Source organism: Thauera sp. SDU_THAU2, from assembly GCF_038260575.1.
In the GTDB taxonomy this organism is placed as follows: Bacteria; Pseudomonadota; Gammaproteobacteria; order Burkholderiales; family Rhodocyclaceae; genus Thauera.
Genome location: NZ_JBBWUN010000003.1, coordinates 945,715 through 964,450, shown reverse-complemented (window position 1 = coordinate 964,450; position 18,736 = coordinate 945,715). Strand labels below are relative to the sequence as shown.

16 protein-coding genes and 1 pseudogene are annotated in these 18,736 nt (G+C 65.3%); 14 read left to right on the top strand and 3 right to left on the bottom strand.

Annotated elements, in window-relative coordinates; genetic code table 11:
* Window positions 1-4: 4 nt before the first annotated feature.
* Window positions 5-532, bottom strand: coding sequence for a hypothetical protein (locus AAFL97_RS05615; protein WP_341644072.1), 528 nt, complete (start codon window positions 530-532; stop codon window positions 5-7).
* Window positions 533-1,590: 1,058 nt separating this feature from the next.
* Here AAFL97_RS05615 and AAFL97_RS05610 point away from each other — a divergent pair.
* From AAFL97_RS05610 to AAFL97_RS05595, 4 genes are all read left to right on the top strand, one after another.
* The gene (locus AAFL97_RS05610) at window positions 1,591-2,955 is read left to right on the top strand and encodes an integron integrase (RefSeq protein ID WP_445954473.1); all 1,365 of its coding nucleotides are present in this window, start codon (window positions 1,591-1,593) and stop codon (window positions 2,953-2,955) included.
* Window positions 2,956-3,225: 270 nt separating this feature from the next.
* Window positions 3,226-4,533 (top strand): aspartate aminotransferase family protein, encoded by a 1,308-nt coding sequence (locus AAFL97_RS05605; RefSeq protein ID WP_341644071.1) that lies wholly within the window; start codon window positions 3,226-3,228, stop codon window positions 4,531-4,533.
* Between the two features lie 14 nt (window positions 4,534-4,547).
* Window positions 4,548-4,670, top strand: a complete 123-nt coding sequence (locus tag AAFL97_RS05600) for a hypothetical protein (RefSeq protein WP_341644070.1) — start codon at window positions 4,548-4,550, stop codon at window positions 4,668-4,670.
* A complete protein-coding gene (locus tag AAFL97_RS05595; protein WP_341647103.1) occupies window positions 4,661-5,845 on the top strand; it encodes a Zn-dependent hydrolase in 1,185 nt (394 codons plus the stop codon). Before AAFL97_RS05600 ends, AAFL97_RS05595 begins: the two co-directional genes overlap by 10 nt.
* A gap of 42 nt (window positions 5,846-5,887) precedes the next feature.
* Here AAFL97_RS05595 and AAFL97_RS05590 read toward each other — a convergent pair whose 3' ends face one another.
* The gene (locus tag AAFL97_RS05590) at window positions 5,888-6,547 is read right to left on the bottom strand and encodes a GntR family transcriptional regulator (protein ID WP_341644069.1); all 660 of its coding nucleotides are present in this window, start codon (window positions 6,545-6,547) and stop codon (window positions 5,888-5,890) included.
* A 297-nt stretch (window positions 6,548-6,844) separates the two neighbouring features.
* Between AAFL97_RS05590 and AAFL97_RS05585 the strand changes: the two genes are divergently transcribed.
* From AAFL97_RS05585 to AAFL97_RS05540, 10 genes and pseudogenes are all read left to right on the top strand, one after another.
* A complete protein-coding gene (locus AAFL97_RS05585; protein ID WP_341644068.1) occupies window positions 6,845-8,227 on the top strand; it encodes a C4-dicarboxylate transporter DctA in 1,383 nt (460 codons plus the stop codon).
* Between the two features lie 79 nt (window positions 8,228-8,306).
* Window positions 8,307-8,864, top strand: a complete 558-nt coding sequence (locus AAFL97_RS05580) for an ureidoglycolate lyase (RefSeq protein WP_341644067.1) — start codon at window positions 8,307-8,309, stop codon at window positions 8,862-8,864.
* Between the two features lie 45 nt (window positions 8,865-8,909).
* Window positions 8,910-9,839, top strand: a complete 930-nt coding sequence (gene puuE / locus AAFL97_RS05575; protein WP_341644066.1) for an allantoinase PuuE — start codon at window positions 8,910-8,912, stop codon at window positions 9,837-9,839.
* A 303-nt stretch (window positions 9,840-10,142) separates the two neighbouring features.
* The gene (locus AAFL97_RS05570; RefSeq protein ID WP_341644065.1) at window positions 10,143-11,642 is read left to right on the top strand and encodes an NCS1 family nucleobase:cation symporter-1; all 1,500 of its coding nucleotides are present in this window, start codon (window positions 10,143-10,145) and stop codon (window positions 11,640-11,642) included.
* Window positions 11,643-11,654: 12 nt separating this feature from the next.
* The gene (locus AAFL97_RS05565) at window positions 11,655-12,377 is read left to right on the top strand and encodes an aspartate/glutamate racemase family protein (RefSeq protein ID WP_341644064.1); all 723 of its coding nucleotides are present in this window, start codon (window positions 11,655-11,657) and stop codon (window positions 12,375-12,377) included.
* A 122-nt stretch (window positions 12,378-12,499) separates the two neighbouring features.
* Complete coding sequence (gene alc, locus AAFL97_RS05560) at window positions 12,500-13,540, top strand: allantoicase (protein WP_341644063.1); 1,041 nt, start codon at window positions 12,500-12,502, stop codon at window positions 13,538-13,540.
* A 129-nt stretch (window positions 13,541-13,669) separates the two neighbouring features.
* Window positions 13,670-14,952, top strand: a pseudogene (gene eno, locus AAFL97_RS05555) (phosphopyruvate hydratase).
* Between the two features lie 133 nt (window positions 14,953-15,085).
* Window positions 15,086-15,601 (top strand): AmiS/UreI family transporter, encoded by a 516-nt coding sequence (locus AAFL97_RS05550; protein ID WP_341644062.1) that lies wholly within the window; start codon window positions 15,086-15,088, stop codon window positions 15,599-15,601.
* A 431-nt stretch (window positions 15,602-16,032) separates the two neighbouring features.
* Window positions 16,033-16,440, top strand: coding sequence for a solute carrier family 23 protein (locus AAFL97_RS05545; RefSeq protein WP_341644061.1), 408 nt, complete (start codon window positions 16,033-16,035; stop codon window positions 16,438-16,440).
* Window positions 16,383-17,531, top strand: a complete 1,149-nt coding sequence (locus tag AAFL97_RS05540; RefSeq protein ID WP_341647102.1) for a nucleobase:cation symporter-2 family protein — start codon at window positions 16,383-16,385, stop codon at window positions 17,529-17,531. The genes AAFL97_RS05545 and AAFL97_RS05540 overlap by 58 nt, the downstream gene beginning before the upstream one ends.
* Before the next feature lie 142 nt (window positions 17,532-17,673).
* Here the strand turns inward: AAFL97_RS05540 and AAFL97_RS05535 are convergent, their stop codons facing one another.
* Entirely contained in the window at window positions 17,674-18,585 is a 912-nt protein-coding gene (locus AAFL97_RS05535; RefSeq protein ID WP_341644060.1) for a LysR family transcriptional regulator, read from the bottom strand.
* Window positions 18,586-18,736 lie beyond the last annotated feature (151 nt).

Below are 18,736 nucleotides of genomic sequence, written 5' to 3'. Positions count from 1 at the left end.
TGAATTAAGCCGCGCCGCGAAGCGGCGTCGGCTTGAATGAATTGTTAGCCAGCACCTGCGAGTACGCCGACTGTATATCTGTAGACCACGGCTCATAGCTAAAGCTGGAAGACGAGGGGTGCTCTGTAAAGCAAACCTCAACGCCTTGCGGAGGCACAAACCACTCGCGCAAATTCTTACCCATGACGACAATGAGTTGCGGTTGAAGCCGCTCTATAGCAGAGGGAAAAATTTCTTGCGCTTCTTTCCACATTGCATCGGTTGGGCGAATTCTTGGAGCCGGAAGCATTTGCTGTATGTAGTTGTAAAAGGCGATGCGATCCCATGTATCTCTTAAAGCATCATCTGGCATGTAAACGCCAGCACCGATGCCCCGAAGGAGCTTTGCAACCTTTGTGAAATATGCAACACGCCCCTCATATACGCACTCACGGACGACTTCCGTTGTAAAGGTGGCGCTAGCGAACTCGGGCTCCGCATAGTGCGACTCGCCAAGTGCGAGAACGCGGACACCGGACAGCCCTTCGGTCAAGTATTTCTCGCCAATCCATGGTTCAAACCGCATAGATCCCCCAGTGCTGGCTAACGCCTGAGTTAAGCCGCGCCACGAAGTGGCGTCGGCTTGAATGAATTGTTAGGTGTCACCCTGAGTTGCCGGGCATTCCGACAGCAATCTCTCCTTAAGAGAGAACCCAGGATTTCCCCTTTGATCCTGAGTGACTACCACGTAACCGGATTGCGGCTTCTCGATAGTTGGATAGATCTCACGCAGATCAATACCCTCAAGTAGTCTTAGCGCATTTGCATCGAATGATGCGCTGCCAGAGCTGAGATGAATCCTTCTTTTTGTAAATAGTCCGCGACTAGTTATTGTCGTCTCAACGCATGTAGAAACTACCCTCTCTTCCGAAGATTGCGGTACCGCGAGAGTAGCCAGTGCTAAAATCATCGTGATCGTCATATGACACCTAACGCCTGAGTTAAGCCGACCCAGCCCGCATAGCGGGTTGGGTTCGGCTTGAACGAATTGTTAGGCCCGCACCCGCTGAAAATGCAGCAGCGGACAAAAGCCCATAGATGCCGCCAGGTAAGAGGGCCTTGAGCGCGGCTTGTCGGGCGATCCAATGGGCAAGCTCTTGGTCATTCATCTGCGGCCAGTAGTTGGAATGCAGCGAATAAAGGCCGAGCACAAGAGCGCCAACTAGTGCGCCAGCCATGCATAGATTGATTGCGCTCAATCGACCGCGCGAGCGTAACCACAGGGCTAGCGGCAGCTCTATGAGCAAAGCAACTGAGGTGGAAATGAAGAGCCCCATGAGCAGGACAAGAATCGGCGGAACCATTACCCGCTCCGAGGAGAAGACCATGAGCAGGGCCATCAACGCCGGGACAAACACAATCGAGGCGACAAGTCCGATCCAAAGAGGGCGAGAGTGCTGAGGTCTGTCCATGCGGGCCTAACAGTGTAGTAGACGGAACGGGCTGGTGGATGAGTGAGACGGAATCCACATATTGTTCGCCCCAAATTATTTGTTTAGCATTTACGCCTACAACTTCCAACTGCATCGACGATGACGTTAGTCCAGGCCCATGACCTTGTCAAACCACTCCGACACGGTAGCCCGCTTCTGGCGTAAGTACCGGTTTTCACTCGCTGAATCCGGTGTGAAACCGGCGGCGCTGCAGTGGTACGCCCGCCACGCCGCGGCCTATGTCAAGGCCGCTGACGGCCAGCGCCTCGCCACTCACTCGGCAGCCATCGTGGAATCCTGGCTGGGTGAGCTGGGCAGGGTGGACGGAATGCCTGCGTGGCAGTTTACGCAGGCGGTTGATGCGGTGCGCCACTTGTTGACAATGGTGGGGGCGCCTGCAGCGACCGAGGTGGATTGGGCATTCTGGCGCAAAGGGGGTCGTACCCTGGGGGCAAGCCATCCAACGATTGCGCGCGCAATGGCCAATCCGCCCTCCCTGCCTGAGGGAAATGGCGATGGCGGTTCACGGCTTACGCCGGGTGACCGCCTGGTAGCGGTGATCCGACAGCGCAATTATTCGATTCGCACTGAGCAAGCCTATCTTGGATGGCTTGAGCGCTATCTGCGCTTTATCGGCGGCCGCGACCCGGCGCAGGTGGGGACGGCACAGGTGAAGGCTTTTCTGCAAGCACTCGCAGTGCAGGGGCAAGTGGCAGCCAATACGCAGAATCAGGCGCTCAATGCGCTGGTGTTCTTTTACGCTCAGGTGCTGGAACAGCCCTTGAGCGAGTTGGGCGCTTTTGCGCGCGCGAAGCGTCCGCAGCGCTTGCCGGTGGTGTTGACCACGGACGAGGTGAGGCGACTGCTGGCGGCTTTGCAGGGCATGCCGGCGACGATGGCTGCGCTGCTGTACGGAACCGGAATGCGCCTGATGGAATGCTTGCGCTTGAGGATCAAGGATGTCGACTTTGCCTATGGCCAGATCGTGGTGCGCGACGGCAAGGGCCAGAAGGATCGCGTGGTTCCGCTACCGCAGCGTCTGATTGAGCCGCTGCGGCGCCATCTGGACAAGGTCCGGTCCTTGCATCATGACGACCTCGCGTTGGGGGCCGGGGCCGTGTATCTGCCCGATGCGCTGGCGCGCAAGTATCCGGGTGCGGCGCGTGAATGGGGTTGGCAGTATGTTTTTCCCGCCAGTCGGCTGGCGGCCGACCCGCGCGACGGCACCGTGAGGCGTCATCACCTGCATGAGAGCAGCTTGCAGAAGGCGGTTCATGCTGCGGCGAAGGCGGCGGGCATCGACAAGCCGGTGAGCTGCCATGCCTTGCGCCACAGTTTTGCCACCCACATGCTGGAAGGTGGCTACGACATTCGTACCGTGCAGGAATTGCTTGGTCACGCCGATGTGAAGACGACGATGATCTACACCCATGTGCTCAACCGCGGCGGGATGGGGGTAGTGAGTCCGCTGGACAGAGTCTGAATTCTGGACCTGCAGGATTCCGGTCGCGCGGTACTGTGGCCTCGAACTGTGGAATGGGCTCTATGCCCCATATCATCGCCCTCGTTGACGGCTGTGGGTTGAGGCAACAAGTGGCTGCAAGTCCACTGGGCGAAACCCATCTCGGTGAATCTGTTTCGTTTTTCTGAAACTTTACTGTCGTTTTCCATCGTCTTCCACACCTGTCCATACCGCTAGGATGGCAGGGAATTTCTGCTTATCGCTCGAACCTTTCCTGTACGGATGCCCGCCATGTCCCAAGATCACGCCTACTGGCTGCCCTTCACCGCCAACCGTGCTTTCTGGAAAACGCCCCGCGTGATCACCGGCGCGCGCGGCCACTACTACACCACCGATGACGGCCGTCAGTTGCTCGACGGCTTTTCCGGGCTGTGGACCTCGGGGCTGGGCCATTGCCATCCGCGCATCGTCGAGGCGGTGCGCGAGCAGGTCGGCACGCTGGACTACGGCATGAGCTTCCAGGTCAGCAACGACCGCGCGATCGCGCTGGCGCGCGAAGTGGCTGCGCTGGCACCCAAGGGGCTGGAACGGGTGTTCTTCACCAACTCCGGTTCGGAATCCGCCGACACCGCGCTGAAGATCGCACTGGCCTGGCACCGCGCGCGCGGCGAAGGCCAGCGCACCCGCCTGATCGGCCGCGAGCGCGGTTACCACGGGGTGAACTTCGGCGGCATGTCGGTGGGCGGCATCCCCGGCAACCGCAAGGTCTTCAGCGCCGCGCTGCTGCCCGGCACCGACCACATCCGCCACACCTACAGCCGCGCCGACATGGCTTTCAGCCGCGGCCAGCCGGGCTGGGGCGCGGAGCTGGCGGACGACCTCGAACGCCTGGTGGCGCTGCACGATGCGTCCAACATCGCGGCGCTGATCGTCGAACCGGTGTCCGGCTCCACCGGCATCCTGGTGCCACCGCTCGGCTACCTGCAGCGCCTGCGCGAGATCTGCGACCGGTACGGCATCCTGCTGATCTTCGACGAGGTCATCACCGCCTTCGGCCGAGTCGGCGCGCCCTTCGCCGCCGAACGCTTCGGCGTCGTGCCGGACATCATCACCACCGCCAAGGGCCTGACCAACGGCGTGATTCCGATGGGTGCGGTGATCGTGCGCGAGGAAATCTACCAGGCCCTGATGCAGGGCCCGGACAACGCGGTCGAACTGTTCCACGGCTACACCTATTCCGGCCATCCGGTCGCCGCCGCCGCCGGGCTGGCGACGCTGCAGGTGTATCGCGAGGAAGACACTTTCGCCCGTGCCCGCGCCATCGAGCCGGTGTTCGAGGAGGCCATCCATGCGCTGAAGGGCGCGCCGCACGTGATCGACGTGCGCAATTTCGGCCTGATGGGCGGCATCGAACTCGAACCGCGCCCCGGCGAACCCGGCGCACGGGGCTTCGAAGTGTTCCTGAAATGCTTCGAAGCCGGCGTGGTGATCCGCAACGGCGGCGACATCCTGCAATTCGCGCCTTTCCTCGATTCCACCCCGGACGAGCTCGCACGCATCTTCGACACCGTGCGCGCGGCCCTCGGCGCGGTGGCCTGAACCGGAGTCAATCAATGAACGATCGTCTGCTCCCCACCGCCACGCTGGCCGTCGATGGTGCCCGCCTGTGGCAGTCGCTGATGGATCTGGCCCGCATCGGCGCCACCGAAAAGGGGGCGTCGCCCGCCTGGCGCTGACCGAACTCGACCGCCAGGCGCGCGACCTGTTCGTGCAATGGTGCCGCGCCGAAGGCTGCAGCGTCCGCATCGATGCGATCGGCAACATCTTCGCTCGCCGCCCGGGCCTGCGCGACGATCTGCCGGCGATCGCCACCGGCAGCCACATCGACACCCAGCCCACCGGCGGCAAGTTCGACGGCAACTACGGCGTGATGGCCGGACTGGAAGTCATTCGCACCCTGAACCATCACGGCGTGCGCACCGAGGCGCCGATCGAAGTCTGCGTATGGACCAACGAGGAAGGTTCGCGCTTCGTGCCGGTGATGATGGGCTCGGGCGTGTATTGCGGCGATTTCACCCTGGAGCACGCGCTGTCGCGCGCCGACCATGATGGCGTCACTGTCGCCGAGGCGCTTGCGACAATCGGCTACGCCGGCCCCGCGCCGGCCTCGGTCGGCAGCGGCGCACCGCGCTTCGGCGCCTATTTCGAGGCCCACATCGAGCAAGGCCCGGTGCTCGAGGACGCCGGCATCGTCATCGGCGCGGTCACCGGCGCGCTCGGCCAGCGCTGGTACGACGTCAGCGTCAGCGGCATGGAGTCCCATGCCGGTCCCACGCCGATGAAGCTGCGCAAGGATGCGCTGTATGCCGCCACCCATCTGATGCAGCAGGTCGTGGACATCGCGCTGGCGCGCCAGCCCCACGGCCGCGGCACCGTGGGCTGCGTGCATGTGCACCCGAACTCGCGCAACGTCATCCCCGGCCGGGTGGATTTCACCGTCGATTTCCGCCATGCCGACGATGCCGGCCTGCTCGACATGGACGCGGCGCTGCGCCAGGCCGCAGCCGAGCTGCAACGCAATTTCCCGGTCGGCGTGACGCTCGAGCAGGTGGTGTATTACCCGCCGGCGGCCTTCGATCCGGTACTGGTGGATGCGATCCGCCACGGCGCCGAACGCGCCGGCTGCGATTGCCTGGACATCGTCAGCGGCGCCGGCCACGACGCGGTCTACGTGGCGCGCACCGCCCCCACCGCGATGATCTTCGTGCCGTGCAAGGACGGCATCTCGCACAACGAAGTCGAGGATGCCGACCCTGCCCACCTGGAGGCTGGGGCCAAGGTGCTGCTGCACGCGATGCTGGAGCGGGCCGGGACGGCATCCTGCGAGAGCGGGCACCCCGCCCCGAGGTAATGTTTCACGCCCCGGCGCCGGGCTGCCCGGCGCCGCGCCCCTTCAGATGATGCCCCACCAGCGCAGGGTCTGGCGGAAGTGGTCGCGCACCGCTGCCGCCGCACGCTCTTCGTCGCCCTCGATGATCCTGTCGATGATCTCCAGGTGCTCCTCCATCGCCGGCACGATACGGTCGGGCAGCAGCGGCCGCGAATGCTGGATGATCGAGATGCGGTCGCGGTTGCGCGAATAGATCTCGCGCGCACTGTCGTTGTCCAGCGCATCGGCGAGCGTCGAATGCAGCGCCCAGTCCACCGCCTTGGCCTCGCGCTGCAGCGAGGGCGTGATGCCGCGGCGGGCGGCATCGAGCACGCGCTGATGCATTTCGCGTAGCGTGTCGAGCTTGCCCGCCGAGCCTTCGCGCACCAGTTGGCGCGCGCCCTCCTGATCGAAGATCGTGCGCAGATGGAAGCACTCGCGCGCCTGTTCCGGCGTGGCTTCCATGACGACGACGCCGCGCTTGGGCAGCACGCGCACCAGCGCAGCGGATTCGGCGCGCTTGACGGCCTCCCTGATGGGTGCGATCGGCAGCCCGATCGATTTCACCAGATCGGGCATCGACACGAACTGGCCCGCGCGCAAACCGCCCCCAATCAACAATTCCCGCAGTGCGAGGAAGGCTTTGTCGGCCAGCAGCAAGCCGTCGGCGTCCGGCATGTTCATCTCGATACTCCCGTGTGATGGGTCACATTGCCACATACGGCGGTGTCAAGGCAAATGCCTGCCGACATTCTAGTCTTATACCATTCAAAATTTCTATTACCATATCACTGAAGTTATAACTAACATTTCAGAAACGATATGAGCACACCGCCACTGGGCATCCCATCCGATGCCCACACTGCGGTGGCCGAAACAGGTCCGCCGAACCCCGGCCCGCCTGGATGCGGCACCAAACCACAGCGGTTGCCGGCGTGCCTGCACGCAGCAGCCCCCTCCACACGGTTCGCGAGGTGAGCCATGAAGAAACCTTTCTACAAAACTTTGTTCGGGCAAGTCGTCATCGCCCTGATCCTCGGGGTGATCGTCGGCGTCGCATGGCCCGATTTCGCCGCCCAGCTCAAGCCGCTCGGCGACGGCTTCATCAAGCTGATCAAGATGATCATCGCGCCGCTGGTGTTCTGCGTCGTCGTGCATGGCATCTGCAGCACGGGTGACCTGAAGAAGGTCGGCCGCGTCGGCGTCAAGGCGCTGGTGTACTTCGAGATCGTCACCACCTTCGCCCTGGCGCTCGGCATTCTGCTGGCCTATACGCTGCAGCCCGGCGTCGGCATGAACGTCGACCCGAGTTCGCTCGACGCCTCGGCGATGTCCGCCTACACCGACCGCGTCGCCCAGGCCACGAGCACGGTCGACTTCATCATGAAGATCATCCCGACCACCTTCATCGATGCCTTTGCCAAGGGCGACATCCTGCAGGTGCTGCTGATCGCGATCCTGTTCGGTACCGCGGTGGCGGCGATGGGCGAGAAGGGGCGCCCGGTGACGGCTGCCATCGACAGCCTGTCGCACGTGTTCTTCAAGCTGATCGGCTTCATCGTCAAGCTCGCGCCGCTCGGCGTGCTCGGCGCGATCGCCTTCACCGTGGGCAAATACGGCGTCGGCTCGCTGAAGCAGCTCGGCATGCTGGTGGCGCTGTTCTACGTCACCTGCGTGATCTTCGTCGTCGCCGTGCTCGGCATCATCCTGCGCCTGGCGGGCTTCAACATCTTCAAGTTCCTGAAGTACATGCGCGAGGAACTGCTGGTCGTGCTCGGCACCGCGTCGTCCGATTCCGTGCTGCCGCAGGTCATGCGCAAGCTCGAGCTGATGGGCGTGAAGGATTCCACCGTGGGCCTGGTGATCCCCACCGGCTACTCCTTCAACCTCGACGGCTTCTCGATCTACCTGACGCTGGCGGCGGTCTTCATCGCCCAGGCCACCAACACGCCGCTATCCACCGCCGACCTGCTGACCATTCTCGCCATCTCGCTCGTCACCTCCAAGGGTGCGCACGGCGTGCCCGGCTCGGCGATCGTGATCCTGGCGGCGACGCTGTCCGCGGTGCCGGCGATTCCCGCCATCGGCCTGGTGCTGGTGCTGTCGGTGGATTGGTTCATGGGCATGGCCCGTGCGCTGACCAACATGATCGGCAACTGCGTGGCCACCGTCGTCATCGGCGTGTGGGAAAAGGACATCGACCGCGAGCGCGCCCACAAGGTGCTCGATGGCGAGATCGTCGTCGACCTGCATGCGCCGATCCAGCCCGAAGCCCTCGCCGCCGCCCGTGCCGAAGCGGAAGCCGCCACGGTGGCCGACATCGAGGACGCTGCAGCGCCGGACGTCCGGCCCTCTCGCGCCTGAGCTCCACGCTCCCTCCCCAGCCGGCGGGCGCCCGACGCCCGCCGTCATACGTATCCATATAGATACAGGAAGCTTTCCCATGGCCAGCCACACATCGACGGCTCCATCGACCGCCGTGCCTACCGCCGTGCCTGCCGCCTTCACGCTGCAGGCCCAGCCCCTCACCCGCGAGGCTTTCGCCCCTTTCGGCGACGTCATCGAGGCCTGTGACGCGGTCCAGCATTTCACCATCAACGCCGGCAACACCGAGCGCTACCACGACCTCGCCAACGTCGAGCCCGGGCCCGACGGCCGCGTCATCGTCTCCATCTTCCGCGGTCAACCCCGCAGCCTGCCCTTCACCGTGCAGATGATGGAGCGTCATCCGCTCGCCTCCCAGGCCTTCATCCCGATGTCCGGCAAGCCCTACCTCGTCGTCGTCGCCCCGGCCGGTCAAGCGCCTGCCGTCGAGGACCTCAAGGTCTTCCTCGCCCGCCACGACCAGGGCGTCAACTACGCCACCGGCGTATGGCACCACCCGCTGCTCGCACTCGACGGCGTCTGCGACTTCATCGTCATCGACCGCAAGGGACAAGGACACAACTGCGACGAGATCCAGCTCGAACGCCACGGCGTCATCGACGGCAGGAATCCCTGATACACGGCAGCTGCGCACCGGACAGCATCCCACAGGAGATCGACCATGACTCAGCAGACCTACCCGCGCGACCTGATCGGCTACGGCAAGAATCCGCCCCACGCCGACTGGCCCGGCCGCGCCCGCATCGCCGTCCAGTTCGTCCTCAACTACGAGGAAGGCGGCGAGAACTGCGTGCTGCACGGCGACCCCGGCAGCGAACAGTTCCTCTCCGAACTCTTCAACGCCGCCAGCTACCCCGAACGCCACCTCTCCATGGAAGGCATCTACGAGTACGGCTCGCGCGTCGGCGTCTGGCGCTTCCTGCGCGAGTTCGAGCGCCGCGGCCTGCCCATGACCATCTTCGGCGTGTCCATGGCGCTCGAGCGCCACCCCGAACTCACCGCCGCCTTCAAGGAACTCGGCCACGAGATCGCCTGCCACGGCTGGCGCTGGATCCACTACCAGAACACCCCCGAAGAGATCGAGCGCGAGCACATGCGCATCGGCATGGAGATCATCGAGCGCCTGACCGGCGAGCGCGCACTGGGCTGGTACACCGGCCGCGACTCGCCCAACACCCGTCGCCTGGTCGCCGACTACGGCGGCTTCCTGTACGACTCGGACTACTACGGCGACGACCTGCCGTTCTGGACCGAAGTACAGAAGACCGACGGCGACACCGTGCCCCACCTCGTCGTGCCCTACACCCTCGACACCAACGACATGCGCTTCGCCCTGCCCCAGGGTTTCTCGCACGGCGACGAGTTCTTCGAGTACCTGCGCGACGCCTTCGACGTGATGTATGCCGAAGGCGAGGAGCGACCGGCCATGATGAGCATCGGCATGCACTGCCGCCTGCTCGGACGGCCGGGGCGCTTCAAGGCCCTGCAGCGTTTCCTCGACCACATCGAGAAGCACGACCGCGTCTGGGTCTGCCGACGCGTCGATGTCGCCCGGCACTGGATCGAGAAACACCCCTACCAGCCCGGATGAGCGCACTGAGGAAGGGCCGCTCGCGCAGTGCCGGCGACCGGCCTCGACCCGCCGCACCCGGAGGAGGCCGCTTCATGGCCAGCCATGAAGCCAGGGCGAAAGCACGGATTTCCGAATGCACGCGATCTCCAGCAGGAACTGGAGCCATGAGCCGGGAAAAATCCCGGCTTCAAACAATAAGGAGGAGAACCATGAATTCACATATCGGCCAGGATGGCCACAAGGGGACACGTCCCGCAACGCCGTTCGAACCTGCGCTCCCCCGCACGCAACATTGCGGCGGATGCGGGGAAGGGGTGCGGCATGAGCCACAGCGCATCCCTTGCCAATGACGGCAATCACGAACTCGAACTGCCGGCCGGGACTTCACCCCGTCTCTACAACCAGGACCTTGCACCCAGCAAGAAGGAGGGCCGCACCTGGAGTGCCTACAACATCTTCGCGCTGTGGGCCAATGACGTGCATAGCCTGGGCAACTATTCCTTTGCCATCGGGCTGTTCGCACTGGGGCTGGGGGCGTGGCAGATCCTTGCCGCACTGATGTTCGGCGCGCTTTTCCTGTTCGTGCTGCTGAACTTCTCGGGCTTCATGGGCCAGAAGACCGGCGTGCCCTTCCCGGTGATGAGCCGGATCAGTTTTGGCACCCGCGGCGCGCAGATCCCGGCGCTGATCCGGGGCGGCGTCGCCATCGTCTGGTTTGGCATCCAGACCTATCTGGCCTCGATGGTGCTGGACGTGCTGCTGATCGTCATGATGCCCAGCCTTGCGCCGCTGTCGCAGCAGATCGTGCTGGGCCTGTCGGTGCTGGGCTGGATCAGCTTCTCGATCCTGTGGGTCGTGCAGGTGATCATCGCCTGCTACGGGATGGAATCCATCCGCAAGTACGAAGCCTTCGCCGGCCCCGTCATCCTGGTCACCTTCCTGTCGCTGGCGGGCTGGATGCTGTATGCCTCGGGCGGCAAGCTGGTCTGGTCGCGGCCGGACTCGCTGACGGGCGGCGCGATGTGGGCGCAGATTCTGGGCGGCGCCTCGCTGTGGGTGGCGATCTACGGCACCTTCGTGCTGAACTTCTGCGACTTCACCCGCGGCGCGGTCTCGAAGAAGGCGATCGTGAGGGGCAATTTCTGGGGCATTCCGATCAACATGCTGATCTTCGGCCTGGTCGTGGTGATCCTGACCGGCGGCCAGCTGTCCATCGACGGTACGCTGATCCAGAGCCCGACCGACGTGGTCCAGAAGATCCCGAACACCTTCCTGCTGGCGCTGGCAAGCCTGGCCCTGCTGATCCTGACCATCGCGGTGAACCTGATGGCGAACTTCGTCGCGCCGTCCTTCGCGCTGGCGAACCTGCTGCCCCGGCACCTGGACTTCCGCCGCGCCGCCGTGGTCAGCGCGGTCATCGGCTTCGTCATCCTGCCGTGGAATCTCTACAACTCGCCGGTCGTGATCGTCTATTTCCTCGGCGGGCTGGGCGCCTTCCTCGGCCCGCTGTTCGGGATCGTGATGGCCGACTACTGGCTGATCCGCAAGCAGCGCGTCGATGTGCCCGCGCTCTACACCGAGGATCCCCGGGGGCCCTACCACTACGTCAACGGCATCAACCCGGCCGCAATCAAGGCGCTGATCCCCTCGGCCCTGATCTCGCTGATGTTCGCCTTCCTGCCGGCGCTGCAAGTGCTGTCGCAGTTCTCGTGGTTCATCGCGGCGGGGCTCGGCGGGCTGTTCTATTACCTGATCGCACCCAAGGGCAGGGTCTATGCCGACCGTGATGGCGAAACGATCGCCGTGGCCACCAATCATTGACCGGAGAGAAAAATGCGCATTCTGATCGTCAACGTGAACACCACCGCCTCAATGACCGAGGGCATTGCCGCGCAGGCCCGCAAGTTCGCGGCCCCCGGCACCGAGATCGTCGGCCTGACGCCGCGCTTCGGCGCCGAGTCGGTCGAGGGCAACTTCGAAAGCTATCTCTGCGCCGTCGGCGTCATGGACGCGGTGATGCGCCATGACCAGCCCTTCGACGCGGTGATCCAGGCCGGTTACGGCGAACATGGCCGTGAGGGCTTGCAGGAACTGCTCGAGGTGCCGGTGGTGGACATCACCGAGGCCGCCGCTTCGACCGCGATGTTCCTCGGCCACAAATATTCGGTCGTGACCACGCTGGACCGCGCCGTGCCGCTGATCGAGGACCGGCTGAAGCTGGCCGGGCTGGATGCGCGCTGCGCCTCGGTCCGGGCCAGCGGCATGGCGGTGCTGGAACTGGAGACCCAGCCCCAGCGCGCGGTGGAAACCATCGTGGCCCAGGCCGAGGCCGCGGTGCGCGACGACCATGCCGAGGTGATCTGCCTGGGCTGCGGCGGCATGGCCGAGCTCGAGGCCAAGGTGCGCGAGCGTACCGGTGTGCCGGTGGTCGATGGCGTGGCCGCCGCCGTGAGCATCGCCGAATCGCTGGTCCGGTTGGGGCTGCGGACGTCCAAGGTCCGCACTTATGCGCCGCCGCGCCCCAAGAGTGTCATCGGCTTCCCGCTGCCGCTGTAAAGAACGGACGGCCGCTGCACACGCCTGACATACCGTAATCCCGACATCCGCGTTTTCACCAACCCGGCGGGCATCCGACGCCCGCCGTCATGCACATCCATATCGATAGAGGAGATTTTCCCATGGCCAGCCATACCCCCGGCGCCCCCGTCTTCGCCGCCCCCGCCGAACTGCCCGACTGGGCCCTGCGCTCGGTCGATCTCGCCAACCCGCGCCTCGGCGCCAAGGCGATCGCCACCTCCGACGACTTCTTCGCCGAAGTCTCACGCATGCTCAACCCCGAACCCGCACAGTTCGTCCCCGGCAAGTTCGACACCAACGGCAAGTGGATGGACGGCTGGGAGTCCCGCCGCAAGCGCGTCGCCGGACATGACTGGGCCATCGTCCGGCTCGGCGTCAAGGGCCTCATCCGCGGCTTCGACGTCGATACTTCCCACTTCACCGGCAACTACCCGCCCGCCGTCTCCATCGAGGCCTGCGTCTCCGATTCCGACGACGCCGAAACCCTCGAGGCCGCCAACTGGACCGAGATCCTGCCCGCCACCCCCTGCGGCCCCAACAGCCACCACATCCTCGAGTGCGCCAGCGCCGAGGCCTGGACCCACCTGCGGGTGAACATGTACCCGGACGGCGGCATCGCCCGGCTGCGCGTCTATGGCCGGCCGGTCGGCTCGCTTTCCGCCGCCGCCGGCGAACTGGTCGATCTGGTGGCGATGGAGAACGGCGGCCGCGCCGTGTCCTGGAACGACGCCAGCTTCGGCTCCTCCGCCGCCGCCCTGCTGCTGCCCGGCCGCGGCATGAACATGGGCGACGGCTGGGAGACCCGCCGCCGCCGCGAGCCCGGCAACGACTGGTGCGTGCTCGAGCTGGGCGCGCCCGGCACCGTCGAGAAGATCGAGGTCGATACCGCCTTCTTCAAGGGCAACTACCCCGACCGCTGCTCGGTCCAGGCCGCCTATGTCACCGGCGGTACCGACCGCTCCATCACCACCCAGTCCATGTTCTGGCAGACCCTGCTGCCCGAGCAGAAGCTCGAGATGGATGCGATCCACACCTTCACCGAGCAGGTCGCCAAGCTCGGGACCATCACCCACGTCCGCTTCAACATCTTCCCCGACGGCGGCGTCTCACGACTGCGGCTGTGGGGAAAACCGAGCCGCTGAACCCGGCACGGCGGCGGCGCCCATCCTCACCTGCAGCGATGGGCGCACGCCCCTCCCCCCGACTCTGCCTGCCGGATACGGCCGGCCCCTCAGCGCTGCAGCCCGCGCTCACCGAACCAGGACGATGACATGAACGAAATCCTCCGCATCGAAGGCCTCGAGATCCTCGACTCCCGCGGCAACCCCACCCTGCAGGCCACCGTCACGCTGAAATCCGGCCATCACGGCCGCGCAGCCGTGCCCTCGGGCGCATCCACCGGCACGCGCGAAGCGCTGGAACTGCGCGACGGCGACCCGGCCCGCTTCGGCGGCAAGGGCGTGCTGAAGGCGCTCGCCAACCTCGAAGGCCCCATCGCCGGCGAACTCGCCGGCATGGATGCAAGCCGGCAGGCGGACATCGACCGCCGCCTGTGCGAACTCGACGGCACGGCGGACAAGTCGCACCTGGGTGCCAACGCCATCCTCGCCGCCTCGCTCGCCTGCGCCCACGCCGCGGCAAACGCGCGCGGCCTGCCGCTGTACCGCCACCTTGCGGTGGACGGCCTGGCGCCCACGCTGCCGGTACCGCTGATGAACGTCGTCAATGGCGGCGCGCACGCCAACAACAGCCTCGACATCCAGGAATGCATGATCGTGCCGCTGGGCTTCGAGCGCTTCAGCGACGCGCTGCGCGCCGGCGTCGGCGTGTTCCATGCGCTGCGCAGCCTGCTCGACAGGCACGGCTTCCCCACTTCGGTCGGCGACGAAGGCGGCTTCGCGCCCAACGTGAACAACACCCGCCATGCGCTCGACCTGATCGTCGACGCCATCGCACGGGCCGGCTACGAGCCGGGCGCGGAAGTGGCGCTGGCACTCGACTGCGCCTCGTCCGAATTCCATCACGATGGCCGCTACCGGCTCGAAGGCGAAGGGCTGGATCGACGTGTGCCGAATTCGGCAGCTATCTCGCCGAACTGGCGGGTGATTACCCGATCATCAGCATCGAGGACGGCATGGCCGAGGACGACTGGGCCGGCTGGGGCCAGCTCACCGACCGCCTGGGGCGCCGCCTGCAGCTCGTCGGCGACGACCTGTTCGTGACCGACAGCGACACGCTCGCCCGCGGCATCGACAAGGGCATCGCCAACGCCATCCTGATCAAGCCCAACCAGATCGGCACGCTGAGCGAGACGCTGGACGCCATGGCACTGGCGCGCCGCCACGGCTACGCCGCGATCGCCTCGCACCGCTCGGGCGAGACCGGCGACACCACCATCGCCGACCTCGCCGTGGCCACCGCCTGCGGCCAGATCAAGACCGGCTCGGCGAGCCGTTCGGACCGCGTGGAGAAATACAACCGCCTGCTCGCCATCGAGCGCGAACTCGGCGCCGCAGCAAGCTTCGCCGGCGCAGCCGCGTTCCGGCGCGCCTGAGCGCGGCCCGCCCCCTCTCCCTGCAGCGCACGCATATCGCTTTCCTGATGCACGTTATCGGGGTCCACCACACACCTGGCGCGAACACGCCTCTAAACTCCGCGCGCCCCCAAATGCACCAAAGGAGTGCGTAATGTTGCTCGGCTTGTCGTTGTTCTACGTCGGCGCGGTGCTGATCCTGAACGGACTGTGGATGCTCGGACGGATCAGCGACCGCGAGATCTCGATCATCAACCTGTTCACCGGCGGGCTGACCCTGCTGGTGTCGCTGAAGCTCGCCTTCGGCGAAGGCGCCGATCACACCTCGATCAGGGCCGCTGCGCTGTCGCTGCTGTTCTCCTTCACCTATCTGTGGGTCGCCTTCAACCGCCTGACCGGCGCCGACGGCCGCGGCCTGGGGTGGTTCAGCCTGTTCGTGGCGATCACCGCGGTGCCGGTCGCCATCGATACCCTGAGTACGGCGTCCAGTGCGCTGGACTGGTGGCAGGGCCTGTCGTGGGCCGCGTGGTCGCTGTTGTGGCTGCTGTTCTTCCTGATGCTGGCGCTGCACAAGCCGATCGTCCGGTTCACCGCCGGCATGGCGATCGGCCAGGGCATCATCACCGGCTGGCTGCCGGGCTACCTGTTGCTGACCGGCGTGCTCCGCTAGATCCGGCTTCGCCTGCTGCCGCCTTGCCACGAAGGCCGTGCCGCCCCCCTGGGCGCACGGCCTTCGTGCATTCGGGCTTGCGCGGCATATCTGGATGCACTCGAATTGTGCACTGCAAAAATATAAATTTTTTTATTACAGTTATTAGGGCGGTGCGCACCACACGCCTCGACGAATCCCTAGACTGCGCCTCATCAATGCAGCACATGGTACGGCCATCGGCCAGCAAGGCATGCCACGACAGGCGATCACGGACACGAGCCGGCGCCCGGAACGGCGGAGAACGGCACGGTCGGGCAGCCACAGCAGCCGATCGGCACCGATGACGGCCCAGATGACAACGGAACGGCACGGACATTGCATTGATGCTCCACCGGCCAAGGTCCGCTCCGGCGGCGATGAGACAAACAAAAGCGAAGGAAGGGTACGACATGTCAGAGCAAGCATCGAAAAGCGACGCCCAGCTGGTCCATCCAGTGGATGAGAAGCTGCCCAGCGCACGCCTCGCCACCCTGGGCATGCAGCACGTACTGGTTATGTATGCGGGCGCGGTAGCGGTACCGCTGATCGTCGGCCGCGCGCTGGGCCTCAGCCCCGAGCAGGTCGCCATGCTGATCTCGGCAGACCTGTTCTGTTGCGGTCTGGTGACGCTCATCCAGTCGCTCGGCTTCACCAAGTATTTCGGCATCAAGCTGCCGGTCATGATGGGCGTCACCTTTGCCGCCGTCGGGCCGATGGTGGCGATGGCCAACGTCCAGGGGGGCCGGAAGGCGCCCGGGCGATCTTCGGCGCGATCATCGGCGCCGGTCTCGTCGCGATCATCATCGCGCCCTTCATGAGCCGGCTGCTGCGCTTCTTCCCGCCGGTCGTCACCGGCACCATCATCGCCATCATCGGCATCAGCCTGATGCGGGTGGGCGTGGGCTGGGCGCTGGGCGGTCCTGCCCACCTGGCGCAAACCGTCGATGTTCCGCAACTGGTGCAGATGGTCGATGGCGCCAAGGAGACGGCCGCGGCTGCCGGCACCGAGCTGACCCGGCTGCCGGGCCCCATCCCGATGGTCGACAGCCCCAACTACGGCGCGCTCGACACCATGGCGGTCGCGGGCTTCGTGCTGGTGGTGATCCTGCTGATGGTGCGCTACGGCCGCGGCTTCATCGCCAACATCGCGGTGCTGCTGGGCATCGTCATCGGCTGCATCGTCGCGGTGGTCATGGGCAAGATGCACTTCGACATGGTCGCCAAGGCCGACTGGTTCGCCATCGTCACCCCGTTCGCCTTCGGCATGCCCACCTTCGATCCGGTGATGGTACTGACCATGACGCTGGTGATGATCGTGGTGATGATCGAATCGGTGGGCATGTTCCTGGCGCTGAGCGACATCACCGACAAGCCCATCTCCCGCACCGAACTGGCGGCAGGCCTGCGCACCGACGGCCTGGGCACCGTGATCGGCGGCGTCTTCAACACCTTCCCCTACACCAGCTTCTCGCAGAACGTGGGCCTGGTGGGTGTGACCGGCGTCAAGAGCCGCTGGGTCTGCGTGGCGGCCGGCGTGATCATGATCGTGCTCGGCATGCTGCCCAAGATGGCCGCGCTGGTGGAGTCGGTGCCGACCTTCGTGCTCGGCGGTGCAGGCCTGGTGATGTTCGGCATGGTCGCCGCGACCGGCATCCGCATCCTGACCAACGTCGATTTCAAGACCAACCGCAACAACCTGTACATCGTCGCGCTGTCGATCGGCTTCGGCCTGGTGCCGCTGGTGGCCCCGCGCTGGACCCAGCACATGGCCCACAGCCTGCACCCGCTGCTGGAGTCGGGCATCCTGCTGACCGCGATCTCGGCGGTGGTGCTGAACATGTTCTTCAACGGCGGCCGTGACGATACCGCCGGTGCGATCGAAGCGGCGAAGGCGGCGGAAGCGCACTGATCCACGCAGACCTGCAATGAAACACCACAGGCCACCGCGCAGTATGCGGTGGCCTGTTTCATTTCCGGCCCGGCTGCCGGCAAGCTCGCAGCCCTCCGGCCACCGGATGCAGGGCCCGCCCGCCGTGCTGCCTCCGCCTTCCTTACGCGTCCCCTTCCCAGTACCCCGGCCGGTTGTAGACCACCTTCAGATAGTCGATGAAGCGCCTCACCTTGGCCGGCAGGTAGCGCTGCTGCGGATACACCGCCTGGATGTCGTAGCTCGGCGCGGCGAAGTCGTCGAGCACCGTCACCAGTTCGCCGCGCCGCAGCTCCGCCTGGATCTCCCAGGTCGAGCGCCAGCCCACGCCCAGGCCCTGCTTCACCCACTGGAACAGCAGTTCGCCGTCGTTGCAGGCCAGGTCGCCTTCGACCCGGACGGCGAACAGCTTGCCGTCGCGCACGAAGCTCCAGCCGCGCTGCTGGCCGCCGGCGAGGTTGAAGGCGAGGCAGTTATGGCGCACGAGATCTTCCGGCTGGCGCGGCACGCCGTGGCGCTCGAAGTACTCCGGCGTGCCGCACACCACACGCCGGTTCGGGAACAACCGTACCGCCACATAGTTGGGATCGGTGACCTCGCCGATGCGGATCGCCATGTCGTAGCCCTCGCGCACCAGGTCGACCACGCTGTCGGTGAAGTTGAAGGACATCTTCAACTCCGGATGCAGGGCACGGAAACCCAGCGCATGCGGCGCCACGTGCCTCCGCCCGAAGGCGGCGGGCGCCGACACCACGAGGTGCCCGCGCACCATGTTGCGGCCCGCGCTGATGCCGCTCTCGATGACGTCGAACTCGCGCAGCAGGTGCCGGCACTGGTCGAGGAACTGCTCGCCCAGATCGGTCAGCGTGAGCCCGCGCGTGGACCGGTGCATCAGCTTCACGCCCAGCCGCTTTTCCAGTGCGTCCAGCCGACGCCCCATCACCACCGGCGTGACCCCTTCGACCAGGGCTGCGGCGGCGAAGCTGCCCTTTTCGGCGACGAGGGCGAAACTGCGCATTTCAGTGTAGCGATCCATTCGATACTCCAGCGGGGCCACGGGCCTTGCATGCGGGCAGGGGGCGGGAAGCGGCCATGGCAACGAAGGCCGCCACCGGCGCTGCACCTGAACGAAAAATCCCCTGCACCGGGCATCACTGCCCGGCACAGGGGATTCTATGTCGCTTCGT